Source organism: Hyphomicrobium sp. (assembly GCF_051860585.1).
Classification (GTDB): Bacteria; Pseudomonadota; Alphaproteobacteria; order Rhizobiales; family Hyphomicrobiaceae; genus Hyphomicrobium_C.
Genome location: NZ_JBHYDS010000003.1, coordinates 142953 through 162462 on the forward strand (window position 1 = coordinate 142953; position 19510 = coordinate 162462).

Sequence of the window (19510 nt, forward strand, 5' to 3'; positions counted from 1 at the left end):
GGAGAGACAAGAGGCCCGCACCCATGACCCAGGGCATCATCGTCACGGGCACGGACACCGGCATCGGCAAGACGGTGTTCGCAGCTGCCCTCGCCGGAGCGCTCGGCGCGCGCTACTGGAAGCCAATCCAATGCGGCATCGAGGACGACGGCGGCGACCGTGAACGCGTGCAAGCCTTGTCCGGTCTCGCGCCGGACCGCCTGCTCGCCGAACGCTACCGCCTTGCACTGCCGGCTTCGCCTCATCGCGCAGCCGAAGCCGAAGGGATCGAGATCAGCCTTGCCGATCTCGCCGCGCCCGACGTGGAGGGACCGCTGGTCGTGGAAGGCGCAGGCGGCCTCATGGTCCCCGTCAATCGCCAGACGCTGATGATCGATGCCTTCGCCTCCTGGCGCTGGCCGGTCGTGCTGGTGGCACGCACCGCCCTCGGCACCATCAACCACAGCCTGCTCTCGATCGAAGCGCTCAACGGGCGCAACATTCCGATCCTCGGCATCGCCTTCGTGGGCGACGAAGTGCCGGACACCCAGCGCACGATTGCGGAAATGGGTAACGTGCGCGCGCTCGGCCGCTTGCCGCGCATCCAGCCGCTGGATCGCGCGAGCCTCGCAAGCGCCTTTGCAACCCACTTCGACATCGAGGACTTCCGATGACGGCGCGCAGCGCGGTGTGGCACCCGTTCACGCAGCACGGCCTCGATCCGCCCGCGACGGCCATCGTAAGCGGCGAAGGCGCCTGCCTCGAAACCGCCGATGGGAAACGCATCGTCGACGCCATCTCGTCATGGTGGGTCATCACGCACGGCCACCGCCACCCGGCCATCGTCGCCGCCGTCCGCCAGCAGCTCGACAAACTCGACCAGGTCATCTTTGCGGGCTTCACGCACGAACCCGCGGAACGGCTGGCCAAAAAACTGATCGCGCGCGCGCCTGCCGGCCTCGCCCACGTCTTCTATTCCGACAGCGGCTCCACGTCGGTCGAGGTCGCCCTCAAGATGGCGCTCGGCTTCTGGCGCAACATTGGCGAGCCGCGCACGGGCGTTGCGGCGCTGGAGCACGGCTATCACGGCGACACCATCGGCACCATGTCGGCGGGCAGCCGCGGCGTGTTCAACGACGCCTACGCGCCGCTGCTGTTCGATGTCGTCCGCATTCCCTTTCCGTATGCGGGCCTCGAGCAAGCCACCTTCGACGCGCTGGACGCCGCCGGCCGGACGGGCAACCTCGCCGCCTTCATCGCCGAGCCGTTGATCGCCGGCGCAGGCGGCATGCTGATCTACAGCGCGGCCGCCCTCGCCGGGATGAAACGGATCTGCGAACGCCACGGCGCGCTCTTCATCGCCGACGAGGTCATGACGGGATGGGGTCGCACCGGCACGTTCTTCGCGTGCGAGCAGGCAGGCATTGCGCCCGACATCCTCTGCACCGCCAAGGGCCTCACGGGAGGATCGCTGCCGCTGGCCGCGACCCTCGCCAGCGCACGCATCTTCGAGGCCCACGTCTCCACCGACCGCGCGCGCACGCTCTTCCATTCGTCGAGCTTCACCGCCAATCCGGTCTGCTGCGCCGCGGCCCTTGCCAACCTGGAGGTGTGGGATAGCGAGCCCGTGCTCGAACGCATCGAAAAGCTCGCAGAGATGCAGGAGGCGGCCCTGCACGCGCTGTCCGATCCGCGCTTCGAGAACCCCCGCCGCCTCGGCTCCATCACCGCCGTCGATCTCAAGGTCGCGGACCAGGGCTACCTCGCCACGGTCGGACTGAGGCTGCGGGCGCACGCGCTCTCGAAGGGCGTCCTGCTGCGCCCGCTCGGCAACACGATCTATGTGCTGCCGCCGTACTGCATCACCGAAAACGAACTTGAGCGGGTCTACGACGCGATCCGTTCCGCTCCCGGCGCGGTGGCGTAAGCGCCACCACCGCCCAGTCACCCGCTTAGCGCTTGCGCGTCAGAATGTAGGCCGACTCGTCGAGCGCCGTGACGCCGCGAGACTTGAGGTTCTGGCTTTGCTCGAGCCCATCGCGCGTCTCCGCAAGCCGGATCGCGTGCGTATCGCCGAACAACGCCGCGACCTGGGCCAACGGTGTCGAGAACGGCGGCCCCGAGATCTCGCCCTGAGGATAGTAGAGGCTCGCGAGCAGGATCGGCGCGTCAACCGGCAGGAGGTCGGACAGCGTCTGCGCATAGCGCGGCTGCAGGCTCGGCGGCAGCGCCACCAGCGCGGCCCGGTCATAAGCCGCTTTGGTCTCGTGCAGCGCTTCCGCCGGCAGTTCGAAGAGATCGCCACACCAGATCGTGAACGGACCTGCCGAGCGAACCACGAACGATCCTGCCGGACGCGTCTCCGCTTCGAGCTCATGCTCGCGGAAAAAGTCATCGACAGCCAGGGGCGACAGCTCAACGCCGATGACCCGATGCCCGTTCGCGGCCAGCCAAACCATGTCGAGGCTCTTGCCGCAGAGCGGCACGAATACGGCGCCGCCGCGCTCGACTTTCAGGTCCGGCCAGTACTTCGGCAGGAAATCGTGCACACGCGATTGGTGAAAGCCGATCTCGCCCTTCTGCCACCGTTCGAGCCAAAAGTCGGGTGTCAAAGCCCACCTCCGTCGTATTTGCGCCGGCTCTGGCGGCCGGCTTGCGAGCCCTGTCCGAGGATCGGGACGCGCCACCCCGATAACGCGCGCACAGCGAACACGATCCTCGAGGCATTTCCGCGCCGAGGCCAGTCCGTAAGACCCCTAGGTTGTCAGCTGCGATAGTCCGCGTTGATGGACACGTAGTCGTGCGTGAGATCGCACGTCCACACGTGCGAAGCAGCCTTCCCCACGCCGACATCGATGCGGATGACGATTTCGCGGCCCTTCATGTAGTAGGCGGCCGTCGCTTCGTCGTATTCGTCGGCCCGCTCGCCATTGCGCGCCACGCAATGATCGCCGAACCAGATCGAAAGCTTGTCGCGATCGGCAGCCTCCCCGGACTTGCCGACGGCCATCACCACGCGGCCCCAGTTCGGATCCTCGCCCGCGATGGCGGTCTTGAGAATGGGAGAATTGGCGCACGACAGCGCGATTTTCCGGGCCGCCTTTTCGCTTTCGGCGCCCTCGACGACGAACGTCACGAATTTCGACAACCCCTCGCCGTCCTTGGCGACCTGAACGGCGAGATCGCGCATCAAATCGTGCAGCGCCTCGGAGAACGCTTCGAGCTTTTTCGAGCCGACCTTGGCCACCGGCTCCTGGCCGCGCGCGCTTGCGTCGCCTGTCGCGAACAGCAGGCACGTATCGCTGGTGGACGTATCGCCGTCCACCGTCATGGCGTTGAAGGTCGTCTCGACATGTTCGGACAAAAGGGCTTGCAGCGGCTTCGCCGCAATGTGCGCGTCGGTGAAGATGAAGCACAGCATCGTCGCCATGTCGGGCGCGATCATGCCAGCGCCCTTGCAGAAGCCGTTGATCGTCACCTCGACGTCGCCGATCAGCGCCGTGCGTGTCGCCATCTTTGGATAGGTGTCGGTCGTCATGATGGCGCGCGCCGCCGCCTCGAACCCGCCAGCTACGGCGTTTTCCGCGAGACCGCCCACGAGATGCGCGAATTGCGAGGCGTCGAGCGGCTCGCCGATCACCCCCGTCGAGGCGACGAACACCTCGTGCCGCTTGCAGTCGACCGCCTTCGTTCCCGCCTCGACGGTGATGTCGACGGCCTCGGTTCCCTTCTTGCCGGTGAAGGCGTTGGCGTTACCGGAGTTGACGACCAGCAGCCTGGCCTCGCCCTTTTTGAGGTGCTTCCGGCACGCCAGCACGGGCGCCGAGGCCGTCTTGGACTGCGTGAAGACGCCCGCCACCTGCGTGCCCTCGTCGAGCACGGCGACCATCAGATCGGTGCGCCCCTGGTAGCGGATGCCGGCCTCGGCGGTCGCGAAGCGCACGCCTTCCAGGGGAGGCAACGTGGCGAGGGTTTCGGGCGCAAACGGAGAGCGAGTGGTGATTTTGCCCATAGAAATAACTCCGGTAGGGGCCTGGGCGGTGAGCGCCGCGCGACTGGACTCGAGACTATAGTCAGTGTCCCGCCGTGCCGGAAAAGACATTCAAGACCAGCACCCCGGCAATGATCAGCCCAAGGCCGGCCAAAGCCGCCAAATCCAACTTCTGCGCGAAGGCGATCCATCCGACCAGCGAGATCAAGACGATCCCGACGGCCGACCAGATGGCGTAAGCCACTCCCATCGGAATTGTCTTCAGCGCCAGCGAAAGAAAATAGAACGCCGCGCCATAGCCGACGACCACAACGATCGAAGGGATGAGGTTGCTGAAGCCATCCGACGCCTTCAGCGCAGAGGTTGCCACAACCTCCAACAAAATGGCGATTAAGAGAGCCAGTTGGCTGGGCACACCGAAATCCTCAAATAACGCGCCTCGCGGAGCATGGGCCCGAGGTCGATGTGCCGCTGCCCTCAGTCCTTCTTTTCAGGCTCGCCTGCCTTCGGCTGCCCTTCAGTGCCCATCTTCTTTACCTCATCTTCCATCTGCTGCTCGAACATCTTCTTCTTGGCAGCGTTGATGGCCGTCTCCTGCTTCACCTGCTCGGCGATTTCGGCATCGACGTATTCAAGGTTCGCCTTGCCGCGCAGCTCGGTCGCAGCCTGCTGGCCCTTCTGTTGCACCATGCTGTCGACGATGTGCACCTTGACCTCTTCGAACGTCGGCAGCGGCTTCGTGCGGCGGTCGTCGACCTTGATCACGTGCCAGCCGAACTGGCTCTTCACAGGCTTCGAGACTTCGCCCTTCTTGAGCGCGAATGCAGCCTCTTCGAATTCCTTGACCATCTGGCCCTTGGAGAAATAGCCGAGCTTGCCGCCCTGCGCCTTGGAGCCCGGATCGCTCGAATATTCCTCCGCCAGCTTGGTGAAATCCTCGCCCTTGCTGACCTTCTCGAGAACTTCCTTGGCCTTATCCTCGCTATCGACCAGGATGTGGCGCGCTTCGATCTCTTCCTCGGCCGGGATCATCTTGACCTTGTCTTCGTAGATGCCCTTGGCCAGCCCGTCGCTGATCGACCCCTTGATCGCGCCCTCGTAATAGGCATCGCGCTTGGCGCGGGTCGCCCAGTAGGCCAGCCGCTTTTCGTAATCGGGACCGCTGGTGAGTTTTTCCTTATCCGCGGCATCCGCGAACAGGCGCATCTCGATGATGAATTCAAGCAGCAGCCGCTTGCGCTTGTCGGCCGGCATTTCAGCCAGCTGAGGGCCAACCTCGGCCTCGGCGTACTTGAGATCGGATTCCTTGATTTCCTGGCCATTCACCTTGGCCAGCACGGCATCCGCCGATGCCGTATTCGGGCCGAGTACGAGCGCGCCACCGATCACGAGCACGGCAAGGCGTAGGGCTTGGGAATGAATCACGGGAAACGGCTCCTGCCGGTTTGAGGCCTCGAAGTGCGCCGGCCGCCCAGTGCGTGCCGCGGTGTGCGTGCTCCGGTAGAGGCTGACGGATGCGGGGATCGCAAATTCCGGGCATCCTTAGACCACCCCCCGACAGGCTGCCAAGTTAACAATTGCAGAGTTTTGCCCGCTTTTGCCCGGGACAGCAGTGGAGGGCGGGCCGAACATTCGCCTCAAAAGGAAAGGCCGCCACGCGTTGACATTTCAGGGCTGCAATCCTTATGTCTGCCCGGGAATGGCCAACGGCCGGACTGGCGCGGTCGCGCTACTCCAGTTCTCGGTGACGACTGATCCACGAACGGGACGGTAGCCGGCGGGGAGAGACCCTAGATCTCTCGTGTGCAGCTTCGCCAAGCCCATGATTTTGAGGAATTTTCTTGATGCTTTCCATCGGCACCATCGGCACCTTTGCCTCGAAGATCTTCGGTTCGTCCAATGAGCGGAGGATCAAGAGCTTTCGCGCCCGCGTTGTGGCGATTAACGCCCTGGAAAGCGAGGTCGAATCCCTCTCCGACGCCGATTTGCGCGCCCGCACGGACATGTTCCGCGAGCAGTATCGCAACGGCACCTCCCTGGACGACCTCCTGGTGCCGGCCTTCGCCACCGTCCGCGAAGGGGCCAAGCGCACCCTCGGCCAACGTCATTTCGACGTTCAGCTGATCGGCGGCATGGTGCTCCATGAAGGCAACATCGCCGAAATGAAGACGGGCGAAGGCAAGACCCTCGTCGCCACGCTCGCCGTGTATCTCAATGCGATAGCAGGCGACGGCGTGCACGTCGTCACCGTCAACGACTACCTCGCCAAGCGCGACGCCGAATGGATGGGTCAGGTCTACCGCTTCCTCGGACTGACCGTCGACACCATCGTCCATGGCCTGGACGACGAGCAGCGCAAGGCCGCCTACGCAGCCGACGTGACCTACGCCACCAACAACGAACTCGGTTTCGACTACCTGCGCGACAACATGAAACTGCGTAAGGACGACATGTCCCAGCGCGGCCACGCCTTCGCCATCGTGGACGAGGTCGACAGCATTCTCATCGACGAAGCGCGCACGCCGCTCATCATCTCGGGACCGCTAGAAGATCGCGCCGATCTTTACGTCGCCGTCGACGGGCTCGTGAAAGCGCTGATGGCCGAGCACGCCACCATCGAGAAGGAACTGACCAAGACGCTCTCGAAGGAAGACCTGAAGGAGCAGTTGAAGCTCGAAGGCTACATCGATCTCGACGAGAAGCAGCGCCAGGTCGCGTTGAACGAGGTCGGCAACGAGCGCATGGAAGCCATGCTTGTGGAAGCCGGCCTGCTCAAGGGCTCGCTCTACGACATCGAAAACGTATCCCTCGTCCATCACGTCAATCAGGCGCTCAAGGCCCACTCGCTCTTCCAGCGCGACAAAGATTACATCGTCAAGTCCGGCGAGGTGATCATCATCGACGAGTTCACCGGCCGCATGATGCCGGGCCGGCGCTATTCGGAAGGCCTCCACCAGGCCCTCGAAGCCAAGGAACACGTCGAGATTCAGCCTGAGAACCAGACGCTGGCTTCGATCACCTTCCAGAACTACTTCCGACTCTACAAGAAGCTGGCCGGCATGACCGGCACGGCGCTGACGGAAGCCTCTGAATTCATGGACATTTATGGCCTAGAGGTGGTCGAGATCCCGACCAACCTCAAGGTCTCACGCCTCGACGAGGACGACGAGATCTACCGCACGCAAAAGGAAAAGCTGGCGGCCATCGTCACCACCATTGCGGACTGCGCGCGGCGCGGCCAGCCCATCCTTGTCGGCACGACCTCGATCGAAAAATCCGAGCAGCTGGCCGAGCTTTTGAAGGACAAGGACTACATCGCAAACCTCGGCCGCACGCTCATCTCGCAGGCCGAGACGCTCAAGGACGCCAAGGAGGGAAAGTCGAGCCCCGAAGCCGAGCTCAAGGCTTACTTCAACGACATCGGCGCTTATCTCGTCGAGATCGCCAGCGCCAAGGGTGACGCGGCCCCGGTCGCCCATCAAGTCTTGAACGCCCGCTATCACGAGCAGGAAGCCAGCATCATCGCGCAGGCCGGCAAGCCGGCCGGCGTCACCATCGCCACCAACATGGCTGGCCGCGGTACCGACATTCAGCTCGGCGGCAACGTCGATTACCAGTTGCGCGATTGGATCATCGAAGAGCGCGCGGCCGGCCGCGAACCGGATGAGGCCGCCACCGCCAAGCGGAAAACCGAGATCCAGGCCGCCATCAACGAACAGAAGAAGATCGCACTCGAAGCAGGCGGCCTCTACGTGATCGGCACCGAGCGCCACGAAAGCCGGCGCATCGACAATCAGCTCCGCGGCCGCTCGGGCCGTCAGGGCGACCCCGGCCGCTCCAAGTTCTATCTCGCCCTCGACGACGATCTGATGCGCATCTTCGGATCCGACCGCATGGACAGCGTCCTCAAGACGCTCGGTCTCCAGGAAGGTGAGGCGATCACGCACCCTTGGATGAACAAGAGCCTCGAGATGGCCCAGAAGAAGGTCGAGGCGCGCAACTTCGACATCCGCAAGCAGATCCTGAAGTACGACGACGTCATGAACGATCAGCGCAAGGTCATCTTCGACCAGCGCAAGGACATCATGGGCGAGGACGACGTCTCCGAAACCGTCAGGGAGCTTCGCAATCAGGTCGTGAACGACCTCGTAACCCGGTACATTCCCGAGCGCGCCTACGCCGAGCAGTGGAACATGGTCGAGCTGCGCGCGGCCATCCAGGCGATTTTCGATATCGACCTCCCGCTCGAACAGTGGGGCGCCGAGGAAGGCATCGCGGAGCAGGAGATCACCGAGCGCCTGCTGGCTGCGGTGGACGAGAAGGCTGCCGCGAAGGCCGCCTCCATCGGCCCCGACACGTACCGCCAGATCGAAAAGATGGTGCTGCTGCAGACGCTGGATCACCTCTGGCGCGAGCATCTCGTGACGCTCGAGCACCTGCGTCAGGTCATCGGCTTCCGCGCCTACGGCCAGCGCGATCCGCTCAACGAATACAAGAGCGAAGCGTTCGTCCTGTTCGAGGCGCTGCTCTCCCGCCTGCGCGAGGCGACCACCGGCCAGCTGATGCACGTCGAGCTGACGCCTCCCGGCGAAGAGGGCGCCTTGCTCGACGAGCCGGAGCTGCCGGAAATGCACGCCCGCCATATCGACCCGGCCACCGGCCTCGACGAGTTGTCGGACGAACTGGCGATGGTCGATGCGGCGATCGCCGCGCGGGGCCGCGGCGCCGCCCGCCCGCCGGAAAAGCGGGCGCCTCTGCAAACCCGCAAGGCCGCCGATGCCGTCGATCCCGATCAACCCGCCACGTGGGGCAAAATCTCCCGCAATGCGCTGTGCCCCTGCGGCTCAGGCAAGAAGTACAAGCATTGCCACGGCAAGCACGACTAGAGTGCTGCCGGAAAAGCGGGATCCGGTCATGGCGAAGCCATGCCAACGACAATGTCCGGCCCGAAACCGCCTCCCCCATCTGTCATCCTCGGGGTCATGGCGTAGCCATGTGGACTCCCGAGGATCCATCAGGCAGCGGGGCGACGGAAAGTTGTAGGTGTTGAAGCGGCCCGTGCTGGAGCCACCGCACTTCCCCGGTGGCGGACTGAATCCTAGGCCCGAGGCCTGAGATGACAGTATGGAGTGACGCCGAACCTCGTTGCTCCGTCATCCCGACGCAGGTCGGGACCCACGCAAGTTTCCGCAATCGCACACGTAAGATGGAAGCACAGCAGTCACCGCGTCCCCCCTGCGCGGCGAGGAGTCGATCAGGTCATTTGCAACGTGTCGTAGATCCCGGCCGTCCATGCACAGCATGGCTCCGCCCTGACACCGGGATGACGAATGCTGCATCGGCAGCATCGTCCAAACCAACATCATCGCCGTGGTCATGCCGAAGGACGGGTGAGGTAGTCCGAGCGAGAGAGCGTCGGCGCTGATCAGCACCCCACAGTTGTGATCCTCGGGCTCGTCCCGGGGATCCATCGGGCAGCGGTGGCGACGCCCGCGCTAGAGGCACCGCACTTCCCCGGTGGCGGACTGAATCCTAGGCCCGAGGCCGAGGTTGAATCCAAAATCGATTGATCTGATGCCGGCGGCCCATCTCCCGGCCCGTTCTGAAAGCCGCAAGGGTCCGGATGCCGCCAAGTACGCTTAAAAACGCGTAAACCTGCGACCTGACACACACGCTTACCGTTAGTGGCGGCGCTCCCCACAGCCCGAAGGTGGCCGGAACCGGGCTTTCAATCGCCCAAAATCACCCGACGGCCCGACACCCTCCAACGTCCGCAGGATGTTTTGCGAAGTGTCCGCGATGCCGCCGACGGGCGGTCCATCCGCCTCACGAGCATTCGGCGCGCAATACCGCGCACCAGATCCAAATGAAATTGGCACGCTTTGGCGAATAATAGAATATTAATTACGATCCATGCATGTTGATCGCAATGACACTCGCGCGTTGAGCAGAGCAATACAAGAGGTGAGCGCCGCTATACTAGCGAATACATGGATAAAATACACATTTATCGAATTTCTTCATGTCTATTCAAGACTTGTTCATATATTTACCTCTGGATTTTACATCCCTTTAACAGTTGGGGCGTAGGGTGATTTCCAGTTCAAAGGCGACGGCTGATGCCACGCGGCGAACTGAAAAAGAATTCGAAGTCGACATTGGGAGTTACAAATCATGACCACGATCTTCTCGCGCTTCCTCAAGGACGAATCCGGCGCCACGGCAATCGAGTACGGCCTGATCGCAGCCATCATCAGCGTCGGCATCCTTGCCAGCCTTGGCCAGGTTAAGACCGCCCTGATCGGCACCTTCGGTGACGTAGAGGATGCCCTCACGAACTAAGCGCGTAACGCATAAGCAGAGGGGCCGCTGGGGGACATTCCCGGCGGCCTTTCGCATTCTCACACCCGTTCGCGCAAATCGACACTCGCGCCGTGGCTGTGTCTACTCCGCTTTAACAATCTGCGTGATACCGTTCACGGCAACCGAGTAACAGGCTGGCAGGAGATCGCATGAAAGTTCTATTGGCGAAGTTCTGGGCCGACGACAAAGGGGCGACGGCAATCGAATACGCGCTGATTGCTACGCTCATGTCGGTGGGCCTGATTGCGAGCATGGGGAACATCAGAGATTCCCTGAGTGGCTTTTTCGAAGATGCGGCGAACAGCTTCGACGGTTGATACCGGAGAAGCCGAAAAGATGGGTGCTTAGTGTTTGAGTACGCACTATTGCTGACGTTCCCCGCGCTGCTCGCATTTGGCGGCGCCTACGATTTGTTGACCATGACGATCCCCAACCGGGTCTCGATCGCTTTGGTTGTGTTCTTTTTTGCTGCCGCCATCGCCTTCGGATTGCCCACCCAAGCCGTGCTGCTCCACGTCGCAACCGGTATGGCCGTCCTGACCGCAGGCATCGCCCTCTTTGCCGTCGGCGGCTTCGGCGGCGGCGACGCCAAGCTTCTGGCCGGGGCGGGTCTCTGGATCGGCTTCGAACACCTGCTGCCGTTTCTCATCTACGTCACGATGTTCGGTGGCCTCCTCGCCGTTGCCATCCTTCATTTCCGCAAGCTTCCTCTCACCGGAACGATCGCGACGGATTGGACAATTCGGCTCCACGACCGGTCAACCGGCATCCCATACGGCATCGCCATTGCCAGCGCCGCCCTGACCGTCTTCCCTCAGACCCCACTATTTCTCGCAGCCGTCGGCTAACTTCCTAATCCGACACAGCCATTAACGGCGCGTTGACGATTGTCCTTCAATCTTCCGCTCTACGCGAAAGGTTACGGCAAGATTGCCGGCATGGGACGACGCCCGCTATGAAACGACCGCAGCTCATTGGCCTTGCCATCGCCGCCACCGCCGGCGTGCTCGCGTTCGTCATGGTGCGTGGCATGGTCAGCAGGCCGCCGGTCGAGAAAACCGTCGAGATCAAGGTCAAGTCGAGCGACGTGCTGGTCGCGCGCACCGACATCGGCCTCGGCCAGATCACCAACGACAGCCTGTTCCGCTGGCAATCCTGGCCCGAGGAAACGGTCACCCCCGGATTTATCACGCGCACCGCACAGCCCGACGCCATGACCCAGCTCTCGGGATCGATCGCGCGCGCACCGCTGATGGCCGGTGAACCGATCACACCCAACAAGCTCGTCAAGGCCGGCCAGGGCGGCGTGCTTGCCGCCATTCTGCCCGCCGGCATGCGCGCGATCTCCACCCGGATCAAAGAAGAAACCGCCGTCGGCAACCTCATCCTTCCGAACGACCGCGTCGACGTCATCCTCATCCGCCGCATGCGCGGACGCTCCGGCACCGAGGAATTCGTCAGCGACCTTCTGTTCGGCAATGTGCGCGTCCTCGCCATCGGTCAGCAGATCGAGAACAAGGAAGGCAAGAAGACCGCTGACGGCGTGGCCAACACCGCGACGCTGGAGCTGACCGCGCGTCAGGCGGAGCTTATGGCCCTCTCCAATTCCATGGGCGACATCAGTCTTTCACTGCGCTCGATCGCCGACCTCGATGTCAATGCCGGTCCGACCGCAGGTGTGGATCCGTCCTCGTCCAGGGAGAGCAGTGCAATTCGAGTGATGCGTTATGGAACTGCTTCGCGTGCATACGGCGTAAACTGAGTAAGCCTCGAGTTTTAGTCCGTCAAAAGGCGATATCAATGCGCATCAACGTCGAACCGTCGGCCCGTCGAACATTCGTTCGGGCAGCGGCACTTATCCTTGCATCGGCCCTGGCTTTCCACGCACACCACGCTCTTGCCGGCGGGGATGTCATTCCTGTTGCGATCGACGGCAGCGCGCACAGTTCGGTGCTTCGCATCAGCTCTGCCGACGTGCTCCCGCAGACGCGCGCCGTACGCATCGGCCGCAACAAATCCCTTCTCGTCGAGTTGCCGGTGGACCTGCGCGACGTCATGGTCTCCGCGCCCGAGATCGTCGACGCCGTCGTGCAGTCGTCCAACCGCGTGCATCTCATCGCCAAGAAGATCGGCCAGTCCAACGCCTTCTTCTTCGACGCAAGCGGTGAGCAGGTGCTGACGCTTGAAATCAGCGTCGAACAGGACACCGCCGTGCTGGACGCTCTGTTGTCGCGCCTGCTGCCGGGCTCGAACGTCAAAACCGAGATTCTCAACGATACGGTCATTCTCACCGGCAGCGTCCGCACGCCGGTCGACTCGAACCGCGCCAGCGACATCGCCTCGCGCTTCATCGTTGCCACGCCCGAATCCGACACCCGCGAGAAGAACAAGGTCGTGAACCTGCTCGGCGTCGAGGGTGAGGAGCAGGTCATGCTTCGCGTCGTCGTGGCCGAAGTTCAGCGCGAGCTTCTGAAGCAGTTCGGCATCAACCTTGCGGCCGACATCAACGCCGGCAATTTCAGCCTCGGCCTGCTGACGGCCAATGCGCTTCCGCTCACGGCGGCAGCGGGTCTGGGCAACCTCCCGATTCCAGGCATCAGCACGATTACCGATGATAAAAACTCGTGCGCCGGCACAACCTGCTTTTACAACGGCGGCCCGAGCGGCACCTTCGGCAACTCGGGCACGGTCTCGAGCTGGGGCAACGGCGACGTCCGCCTCGGCAAGGCCATGCGTGCCCTCGAGCGCGATGGCCTGATCCGAACCTTGGCCGAGCCCAATCTGACCGCAATTTCCGGCGAGCCGGCGAAGTTCCTGGCCGGCGGCGAATATCCGATCCCCGTCAAGGACAGCAACGGCCAGACCTCGATCACCTACAAGGAGTTCGGCGTCGGCGTCGCCTTCACGCCGACAGTGCTCTCGGAAGGCCGCATCAGCCTCAAGATCGAAAGCGAAGTGAGCGAGCTGTCGAACGTCGGCGCAGTGGTGATCGACTCGACCTCGATCCCAGCACTCAAGAAGCGTCAGGCCAACTCGACAGTGGAACTGCCGTCAGGCGGCTCGATCGCCCTCGCGGGCCTGATCTCCGACGAGGTGCGCCAGAACATCGACGGCTTCCCGGGCCTCAAGGACTTGCCGATGCTCGGCACGCTCTTCCGCAGCCGCGACTTCATCAAGCGCGAAACGGAGCTCGTGGTCATCGTCACGCCGTATCTCGTCAAGCCGGTCAGCCAGAAGGATCTTGCCAAACCCCTCGACGGGCTCGCCGAAGCGACGGACCGCAAGGCAAATTTCATGGGTCATCTCAACCGGATCTACGGCACCGAGAGCGCCGCCCCCGTGGGCGATCTCAAGGGCGACTACGGCTTTATTGTTGAATAGCGGCTGACGCTGGAGACGCGATTATGACGTACCGATTTGCATCGCTGCCAGAGCACCGCGCGCCTTCGCGCCTGCGGCCGGCCGCCTGCGCGATCCTGGCGCTCGTCGCCACCGCCGTCGCCGGTTGCGAGCACGATGTCACCCAGCCCCAGGTTGCCGGTTGGTCGATGGTCGACCCCTCGCAGCGCCATCCGATTTCCGTCTCGCAGGAGCCGCAGACGATGGAGATTCACGTCGGCGCAGGCGCACGCGGCCTGGGTCCGCGGCAGCGCGCCGAGGTGCTCGCCTTCGCGGATCGGGCCCGCGCCACCGATGCCGGCAACAGCCGTCTTGTCATTCAGGCTCCCGGCGGCGGCAACAACGAAATCGCCGCCATGAACGCCGTGGGCGAAGTTCGCCAGATCCTGAGCGATATGGGATTCCCCGAGAGTTCGATTGCGGTCGAAGCTTACCACGCCAGCGACAACTACAATTCGCCCGTGCGCCTCTCATACCTGCGTTACGTCGCGGAAGCGCCGACGTGCGGCTACTGGCCGACCAATCTCGCCGACCAGCGCGACAACGGCAACTACCCCAACTTCGGTTGCGCCAATCAGCGCAACCTCGCGGTGATGGTGGCCAACCCGGCCGACCTCCTGGGACCGCGCACTGAAAGCGGCCGCCCCGGCGAGCGCCGCGACGCGGCTTGGGACAAATACGTGAAGGGCGAGTCCACCGGCGCCAAGAAGTCTGACGATGAAAAGGTCAAGATCGCAAAGTGACGATAGGCACACCCATGTCCAAGCAGATGAGGGGGTCCGCGCCTGAGGCGTTCGACCCGCAGACATCTCAGTCTCACGAGGCCTCGGGCGCAGAGCTGGCCCCGAGCGATCGCGCGCGCCCCCTACCGCGCATCTCCATCCAGGCGTTTTGCGAAACGCCGGGCGTGGCCGAGGCCGTCCAGATGGCATCGGAAGATCGCCGCCTGAGCAAGACGCATGTTACGATCCAGATGGGTGGAGCGGGCGCCGCCGTTGCGCATTATCAGGAAAGCCCGACGCCCAACCTGATCGTCCTCGAATCGCATCTGTCGCGCGGCGAGCTGATCGCCGAACTGGATGAGCTGTCGCAGAGCTGCGACCCGGGCACGAAAGTCGTCATCATCGGCAAGGCCAACGACGTTGTCCTCTATCGCGACCTCATGAAGCGCGGCATCTCGGAATACCTTGTCGCGCCGGTCTCGACGTTCGACCTGATGGAATGCCTGTCGGGACTTTACAACAACCCGGAGACGGATCCCGTCGGCCAAGTGCTGGCCTTCGTCGGCGCCAAGGGCGGCGTGGGCTCATCGACCATCTGCCACAACGTGGCGTGGACGCTGTCCGAAGCCCTGTCGACGGACATCGTCATCGCCGACATGGATCTCGCGTTCGGCACCACCGGCCTCGATTTCAATCAGGATCCCGTGCAGGGCATCGCCGATGCGCTGCAGAACCCGGATCGCCTCGATGAAGTGCTCCTCGACCGGTTGCTGACCACCTGCTCCAAGCATCTGTCGATCTTTGCAGCGCCCGTCGTCCTCGATCGCGATTACGACATGTCGCCCGAAGGGTGCGAAACGGTCATCGACGTCGTGCGCCAGAACGTGCCGTTCGTTGCCGTCGATCTCCCGCACACCTGGGCGCCATGGACCAAGCGCCTGCTGACGCAAGCCGACGAGATCGTCATCACGGCGATCCCCGATCTCGCCAATCTGCGCAACGCCAAGAATATCATCGATCTCGTGCGCACCACGCGCAAGAACGATTCCCCTCCGCACCTCGTGCTCAATATGGCGAACATGCAGAAGCGCCCCGAGATCACGGCGAAGGAATTCGAAGCGGCCCTGGACGTCAAGACGCTCGCCGTCATCGACTTCGATTGCGAGAACTTCGGACAGGCCGCCAACAACGGCCAGATGATCGAAGAGTACAACGCAAAGTCGAAGGCCCCGCAGGCCTTCCGCGATATCGCCATGACCCTCGCTCACCGCCGGGAAATAAAAGTCGAGAAAAAGTCGCCGCTCGCGCCTTTCCTCGAAAAGCTCAAATTGATGCGCTGAGGTCACCATGTTTGGCAGGCGTACGAACGATCCTGGAACGCAACGCAGGCTGCCGGCTAGTCCCTCGGCAACGCCGATGTCTGCCCCTGCGCCTGCCTCTCACAGCGCCCCGCCGCCGGTGTCGGCACCTGCGCGCCATGAGACCGCGGAACAGCAGCGTCAACACTCCGAAGAGTACTATGACGTCAAGACGACCGTCTTCAACGCGCTGATCGACACGATCGATCTCACACAGCTCGCCAAGCTCGACTCCGCCGCCGCGCGGGAAGAGATCCGCGACATCGTGAGCGAGATCATCCAGGTCAAGAACGTGGTGATGTCGATCGCCGAGCAGGAAGAGCTGCTCGAGGACATCTGCAACGACGTGCTCGGTTATGGCCCGCTCGAGCCGCTGCTCGCCCGCGACGACATCGCCGACATCATGGTCAACGGCGCGGCAACGACGTTCATCGAAGTCAACGGCAAGACGCAGAAGACCGGCGTCCGCTTTGCCGACAACCAGCAGCTGATGAACATCTGCCAGCGCATCGTAAGCCAGGTCGGCCGTCGCGTCGATGAATCGAGCCCGATTTGCGACGCGCGTCTTCCCGACGGCTCGCGCGTCAACGTGATTGCGCCGCCGCTGTCCATCGACGGCCCTTGCCTCACGATTCGAAAGTTCAAGAAGGATCGCCTCACTCTCGAACAATTGATGAAGTTCGGCGCCATCACGACCCAGGCAAAAACCATCCTCGAGATCATCGGCCGCGTGCGTTGCAACGTGCTGATCTCCGGCGGCACCGGCTCCGGCAAGACCACGCTCCTCAATTGCCTCACCGGCACCATCGACCACGACGAGCGCATCATCACCTGCGAGGACTCGGCCGAACTTCAGCTCCAGCAGCCCCACGTCGTTCGTCTTGAAACGCGCCCCCCGAACCTCGAAGGCGAGGGCGAGATCACGATGCGCGATCTCGTCAAGAACTGCCTGCGCATGCGTCCCGAGCGCATCATCGTCGGCGAAGTCCGCGGACCCGAGGCGTTCGACTTGTTGCAGGCGATGAACACGGGCCACGACGGCTCGATGGGCACGCTCCACTCCAACAGTCCGCGCGAGGCCCTGAGCCGTCTCGAATCCATGATCATGATGGGCGGGTTTGCCCTCCCCATCAAAACCATTCGCGAGATGATCGTCGGCTCGATCGACGTCGTCATCCAGGCCGCGCGCCTGCGCGACGGCTCGCGAAAGGTGACTCACATTACCGAGATCACGGGCATGGAAGGCGATATCATCACCCTCCAGAACTTGATCGTCTATGACATCACGGGCGAGGACGTGAACGGAAAGCTCATCGGGCAGCATCGCTCGACCGGCATCGCGCGCCCTGCCTTCTGGGAACGCGCCCAGTACTACAAGGAAGACTCCCGTCTCGCCGCAGCCCTCGCCGCGGCCGAAATTCTCGACGAGAACGGCAACCCCATCGGTGAGAAGCATGGGTGACGCCGGCATGATGCCCCTGCTGACGGCGATGGTGGCCGCGATCGCGATCGCCGCGACCGCCTATGCTGTCATGTATCCCTACATTTCGAGCGACCGTATCAAGGACAAGCGTGTCGCGAACGTCACCGAGAACCGCGCCAAGAAGCTGAACGTCCGCTCCCAGGCTGACATCGCCGCCGGCCGCAAGAAGCAGGTTAGCGACAGCGTCAAGGAAATGGAGATCCGGCAGAAAGCGAAGGAGAAGGTCACGTTGCGCCTTCTCATCGAGCGCGCCGGTCTCGATATCGACCCAAAATTTTTCTGGATAGCGAGCGCGATTTCCGCCGTCGTCTGCGCATTCGCCTCGCGATTTGCCGTCCCCGCCTCGAGCGCGGGCATTACGCCGATGGTCATGATCGCGGCGCTCTTCGTTGGCGGCTTCGGCCTGCCGCGCTTCGTGCTGTCGAAGATCATTCAGCGCCGCCAGAAGAAATTCCTGGGCGAATTGGCGAATTCCATCGACATCATCGTGCGCGGCATCAAGTCCGGCTTGCCGCTCAACGAGTGCCTGAGCGTCATTGCTAAGGAAAGCCCCGAGCCCCTTGCGAGCGAGTTCGGCGAAGTGATCGAGCAACAGCGGGTCGGCGTGACGCTCGGAGACGCGCTGGAGCGCATGACGCACCGCATGCCCTTGGCCGAAGTAAAATTCTTCGCAATCGTGATCGCCATTCAGCAGCAGTCGGGCGGCAACCTTGCCGAAGCCCTGTCGAACCTGTCGGGCGTGCTGCGCGATCGCTTCAAGATGCAGATGAAGGTGAAAGCCCTGTCGGCGGAAGCGAAGGCGTCTGCCGGCATCTTGGGCTGCCTGCCCCCCGGCGTCATGTTCATGGTCTACACCTCCTCGCCGGACTACATCGCGCCGCTGTTCGAAACGCGCTCCGGCAACATGTTCATCCTCGTGGGCATATCCTGGATGCTCATTGGCATCTTGATCATGCGCAAGATGATCAACTTCAAATTCTAACGCTGCGAGAGATCACGCATGCAAGAGTTCGTCGATACGGTCATGTCTCCGCAGTTTCTGGCGACGATGCTGGCTGCCGTGTCCGCGTTCGCCACGATTCTGGCCCTCGTCATGCCGATGCTCGCGCGCGACCAGATGAACCAGCGCATGCGCGTCATGGCGACGGAGCGTGACAAACTGAGATCCCAGCGCCTGACCGAACTCTCGAAAGAGCGCGGCAGCCAGGGAAAGCTTCGGCACACACCGAAGGGCTTCATGCAGCGCATCGTCGACATGCTCAACCTGCGTAAGCAGTTCGACAACGAGGAGCTGCGCAACAAGCTGAAAATGGCGGGCCTGCGGGGCCAGGGCCCTCTCGTCGCATTCATGTTCTTCCGTGTTGCGGCGCCGCCCGTGTCGTTCCTGGCCGGCCTCATCTACTTCTTTCTCATCGCCAACATCGAGCAGACGGACTCGATGAAGCTGTTATATGCGACACTCGCCGGCGCCGCGGGTTACTATTTCCCGAACGTCTTCATTGAGAACCTCGCGCAAAAGCGCCAGCAGGCTATCAAGCTCGCGTTCCCGGAAGCGCTCGACATGCTGCTGATCTGCGTCCAATCGGGCATGTCGGTGGAGGCCGCGTTCGGCAAGGTTGCGAAGGAAATCGCCAACCAGAGCATCGAGCTCAGCGAAGAGCTGTCTCTGACCACCGCCGAGCTCTCCTACCTTCCAGATCGCCGTCAGGCATTCGAGAATTTCGCCAAGCGCACTGCTCTGCCGACCGTCAAGGCCGTCACCACCGCCCTGATCCAGGCGGACCGCTACGGCACGCCCGTCGGCCAGGCCCTGCGCACGATGGCGAAGGAAAATCGCGACATACGCATGGGCGAAGCTGAGAAGAAGGCAGCGGCCCTGCCGCCGAAACTCACGGTCCCGATGATCGTGTTCTTCCTGCCGGTCCTGTTCCTCGTCATTCTCGGCCCGGCCGCGATCACCTACTTCAAGATGCAATAGGCCGCGTCGGGCAGCCTTGCCCACGAGGACAAGTCCGCCTGCCGCGCGATCGCCGAAATCGCGTCCTCCTGGGACAGCACACACGTTCGCGCGGGCGTCGTCATTGGGACTGGCGACCGCAACCGGCGCAATCGCTCGGACAATGGCTCCGGCCCGTGGTGCCCGCTCAAACCACAAGCGCGACCGCCGCGCAGCCGGACACCGGCCACGCACAAACTGCCGATGGAGCCGCGTGCC

17 protein-coding genes are annotated in these 19510 nt (G+C 62.9%); 13 read left to right on the forward strand and 4 right to left on the reverse strand.

Going from position 1 to position 19510, the window contains the following annotated elements; translation table 11 throughout:
• Positions 1 to 23: 23 nt before the first annotated feature.
• A complete protein-coding gene (bioD, locus tag ACTIFK_RS06325) occupies positions 24 to 653 on the forward strand; it encodes a dethiobiotin synthase (protein ID WP_439542207.1) in 630 nt (209 codons plus the stop codon).
• Positions 650 to 1906, forward strand: coding sequence for an adenosylmethionine--8-amino-7-oxononanoate transaminase (locus ACTIFK_RS06330; protein WP_439542208.1), 1257 nt, complete (start codon positions 650 to 652; stop codon positions 1904 to 1906). Before bioD ends, ACTIFK_RS06330 begins: the two co-directional genes overlap by 4 nt.
• Positions 1907 to 1931: 25 nt before the next feature.
• On the opposite strand, the gene ACTIFK_RS06335 is transcribed toward ACTIFK_RS06330, so the two are convergent.
• The 4 genes from ACTIFK_RS06335 to ACTIFK_RS06350 form a co-directional block, all read right to left on the reverse strand.
• Positions 1932 to 2591 carry a thiopurine S-methyltransferase gene (locus ACTIFK_RS06335; RefSeq protein ID WP_439542209.1) on the reverse strand — a complete coding sequence of 220 codons (660 nt, stop codon included), beginning with the start codon at positions 2589 to 2591 and terminating at the stop codon, positions 1932 to 1934.
• Between the two features lie 152 nt (positions 2592 to 2743).
• Positions 2744 to 3991, reverse strand: a complete 1248-nt coding sequence (gene argJ, locus ACTIFK_RS06340; RefSeq protein WP_439542210.1) for a bifunctional glutamate N-acetyltransferase/amino-acid acetyltransferase ArgJ — start codon at positions 3989 to 3991, stop codon at positions 2744 to 2746.
• Between the two features lie 61 nt (positions 3992 to 4052).
• Positions 4053 to 4385, reverse strand: coding sequence for a DMT family transporter (locus ACTIFK_RS06345; protein WP_439542211.1), 333 nt, complete (start codon positions 4383 to 4385; stop codon positions 4053 to 4055).
• 62 nt (positions 4386 to 4447) lie between these two features.
• Positions 4448 to 5395, reverse strand: coding sequence for a peptidylprolyl isomerase (locus ACTIFK_RS06350; protein ID WP_439542212.1), 948 nt, complete (start codon positions 5393 to 5395; stop codon positions 4448 to 4450).
• Between the two features lie 419 nt (positions 5396 to 5814).
• On the opposite strand from ACTIFK_RS06350, the gene secA reads away from it, so the two are divergent.
• From secA to ACTIFK_RS06405, 11 genes are all read left to right on the forward strand, one after another.
• Positions 5815 to 8856 (forward strand): preprotein translocase subunit SecA, encoded by a 3042-nt coding sequence (secA, locus tag ACTIFK_RS06355; RefSeq protein ID WP_439542213.1) that lies wholly within the window; start codon positions 5815 to 5817, stop codon positions 8854 to 8856.
• 1288 nt (positions 8857 to 10144) lie between these two features.
• Positions 10145 to 10312, forward strand: coding sequence for a Flp family type IVb pilin (locus ACTIFK_RS06360; protein WP_439542214.1), 168 nt, complete (start codon positions 10145 to 10147; stop codon positions 10310 to 10312).
• Between the two features lie 170 nt (positions 10313 to 10482).
• Complete coding sequence (locus tag ACTIFK_RS06365; protein ID WP_439542215.1) at positions 10483 to 10650, forward strand: Flp family type IVb pilin; 168 nt, start codon at positions 10483 to 10485, stop codon at positions 10648 to 10650.
• Positions 10651 to 10698: 48 nt separating this feature from the next.
• The gene (locus tag ACTIFK_RS06370; RefSeq protein WP_439542216.1) at positions 10699 to 11181 is read left to right on the forward strand and encodes an A24 family peptidase; all 483 of its coding nucleotides are present in this window, start codon (positions 10699 to 10701) and stop codon (positions 11179 to 11181) included.
• 107 nt (positions 11182 to 11288) lie between these two features.
• Complete coding sequence (gene cpaB, locus ACTIFK_RS06375; RefSeq protein WP_439542217.1) at positions 11289 to 12095, forward strand: Flp pilus assembly protein CpaB; 807 nt, start codon at positions 11289 to 11291, stop codon at positions 12093 to 12095.
• Between the two features lie 38 nt (positions 12096 to 12133).
• Positions 12134 to 13714, forward strand: a complete 1581-nt coding sequence (locus ACTIFK_RS06380) for a type II and III secretion system protein family protein (protein ID WP_439542218.1) — start codon at positions 12134 to 12136, stop codon at positions 13712 to 13714.
• Between the two features lie 23 nt (positions 13715 to 13737).
• Positions 13738 to 14475, forward strand: a complete 738-nt coding sequence (locus ACTIFK_RS06385) for a CpaD family pilus assembly protein (RefSeq protein ID WP_439542219.1) — start codon at positions 13738 to 13740, stop codon at positions 14473 to 14475.
• A 14-nt stretch (positions 14476 to 14489) separates the two neighbouring features.
• Entirely contained in the window at positions 14490 to 15794 is a 1305-nt protein-coding gene (locus ACTIFK_RS06390) for an AAA family ATPase (protein ID WP_439542220.1), read from the forward strand.
• Between the two features lie 7 nt (positions 15795 to 15801).
• Complete coding sequence (locus ACTIFK_RS06395; RefSeq protein ID WP_439542221.1) at positions 15802 to 17274, forward strand: ATPase, T2SS/T4P/T4SS family; 1473 nt, start codon at positions 15802 to 15804, stop codon at positions 17272 to 17274.
• Positions 17267 to 18277, forward strand: coding sequence for a type II secretion system F family protein (locus ACTIFK_RS06400; protein WP_439542222.1), 1011 nt, complete (start codon positions 17267 to 17269; stop codon positions 18275 to 18277). The genes ACTIFK_RS06395 and ACTIFK_RS06400 overlap by 8 nt, the downstream gene beginning before the upstream one ends.
• An 18-nt stretch (positions 18278 to 18295) precedes the next feature.
• On the forward strand, positions 18296 to 19273 hold the full coding sequence (locus ACTIFK_RS06405) for a type II secretion system F family protein (RefSeq protein ID WP_439542223.1): 978 nt from the start codon (positions 18296 to 18298) through the stop codon (positions 19271 to 19273).
• Positions 19274 to 19510: the final 237 nt, after the last annotated feature.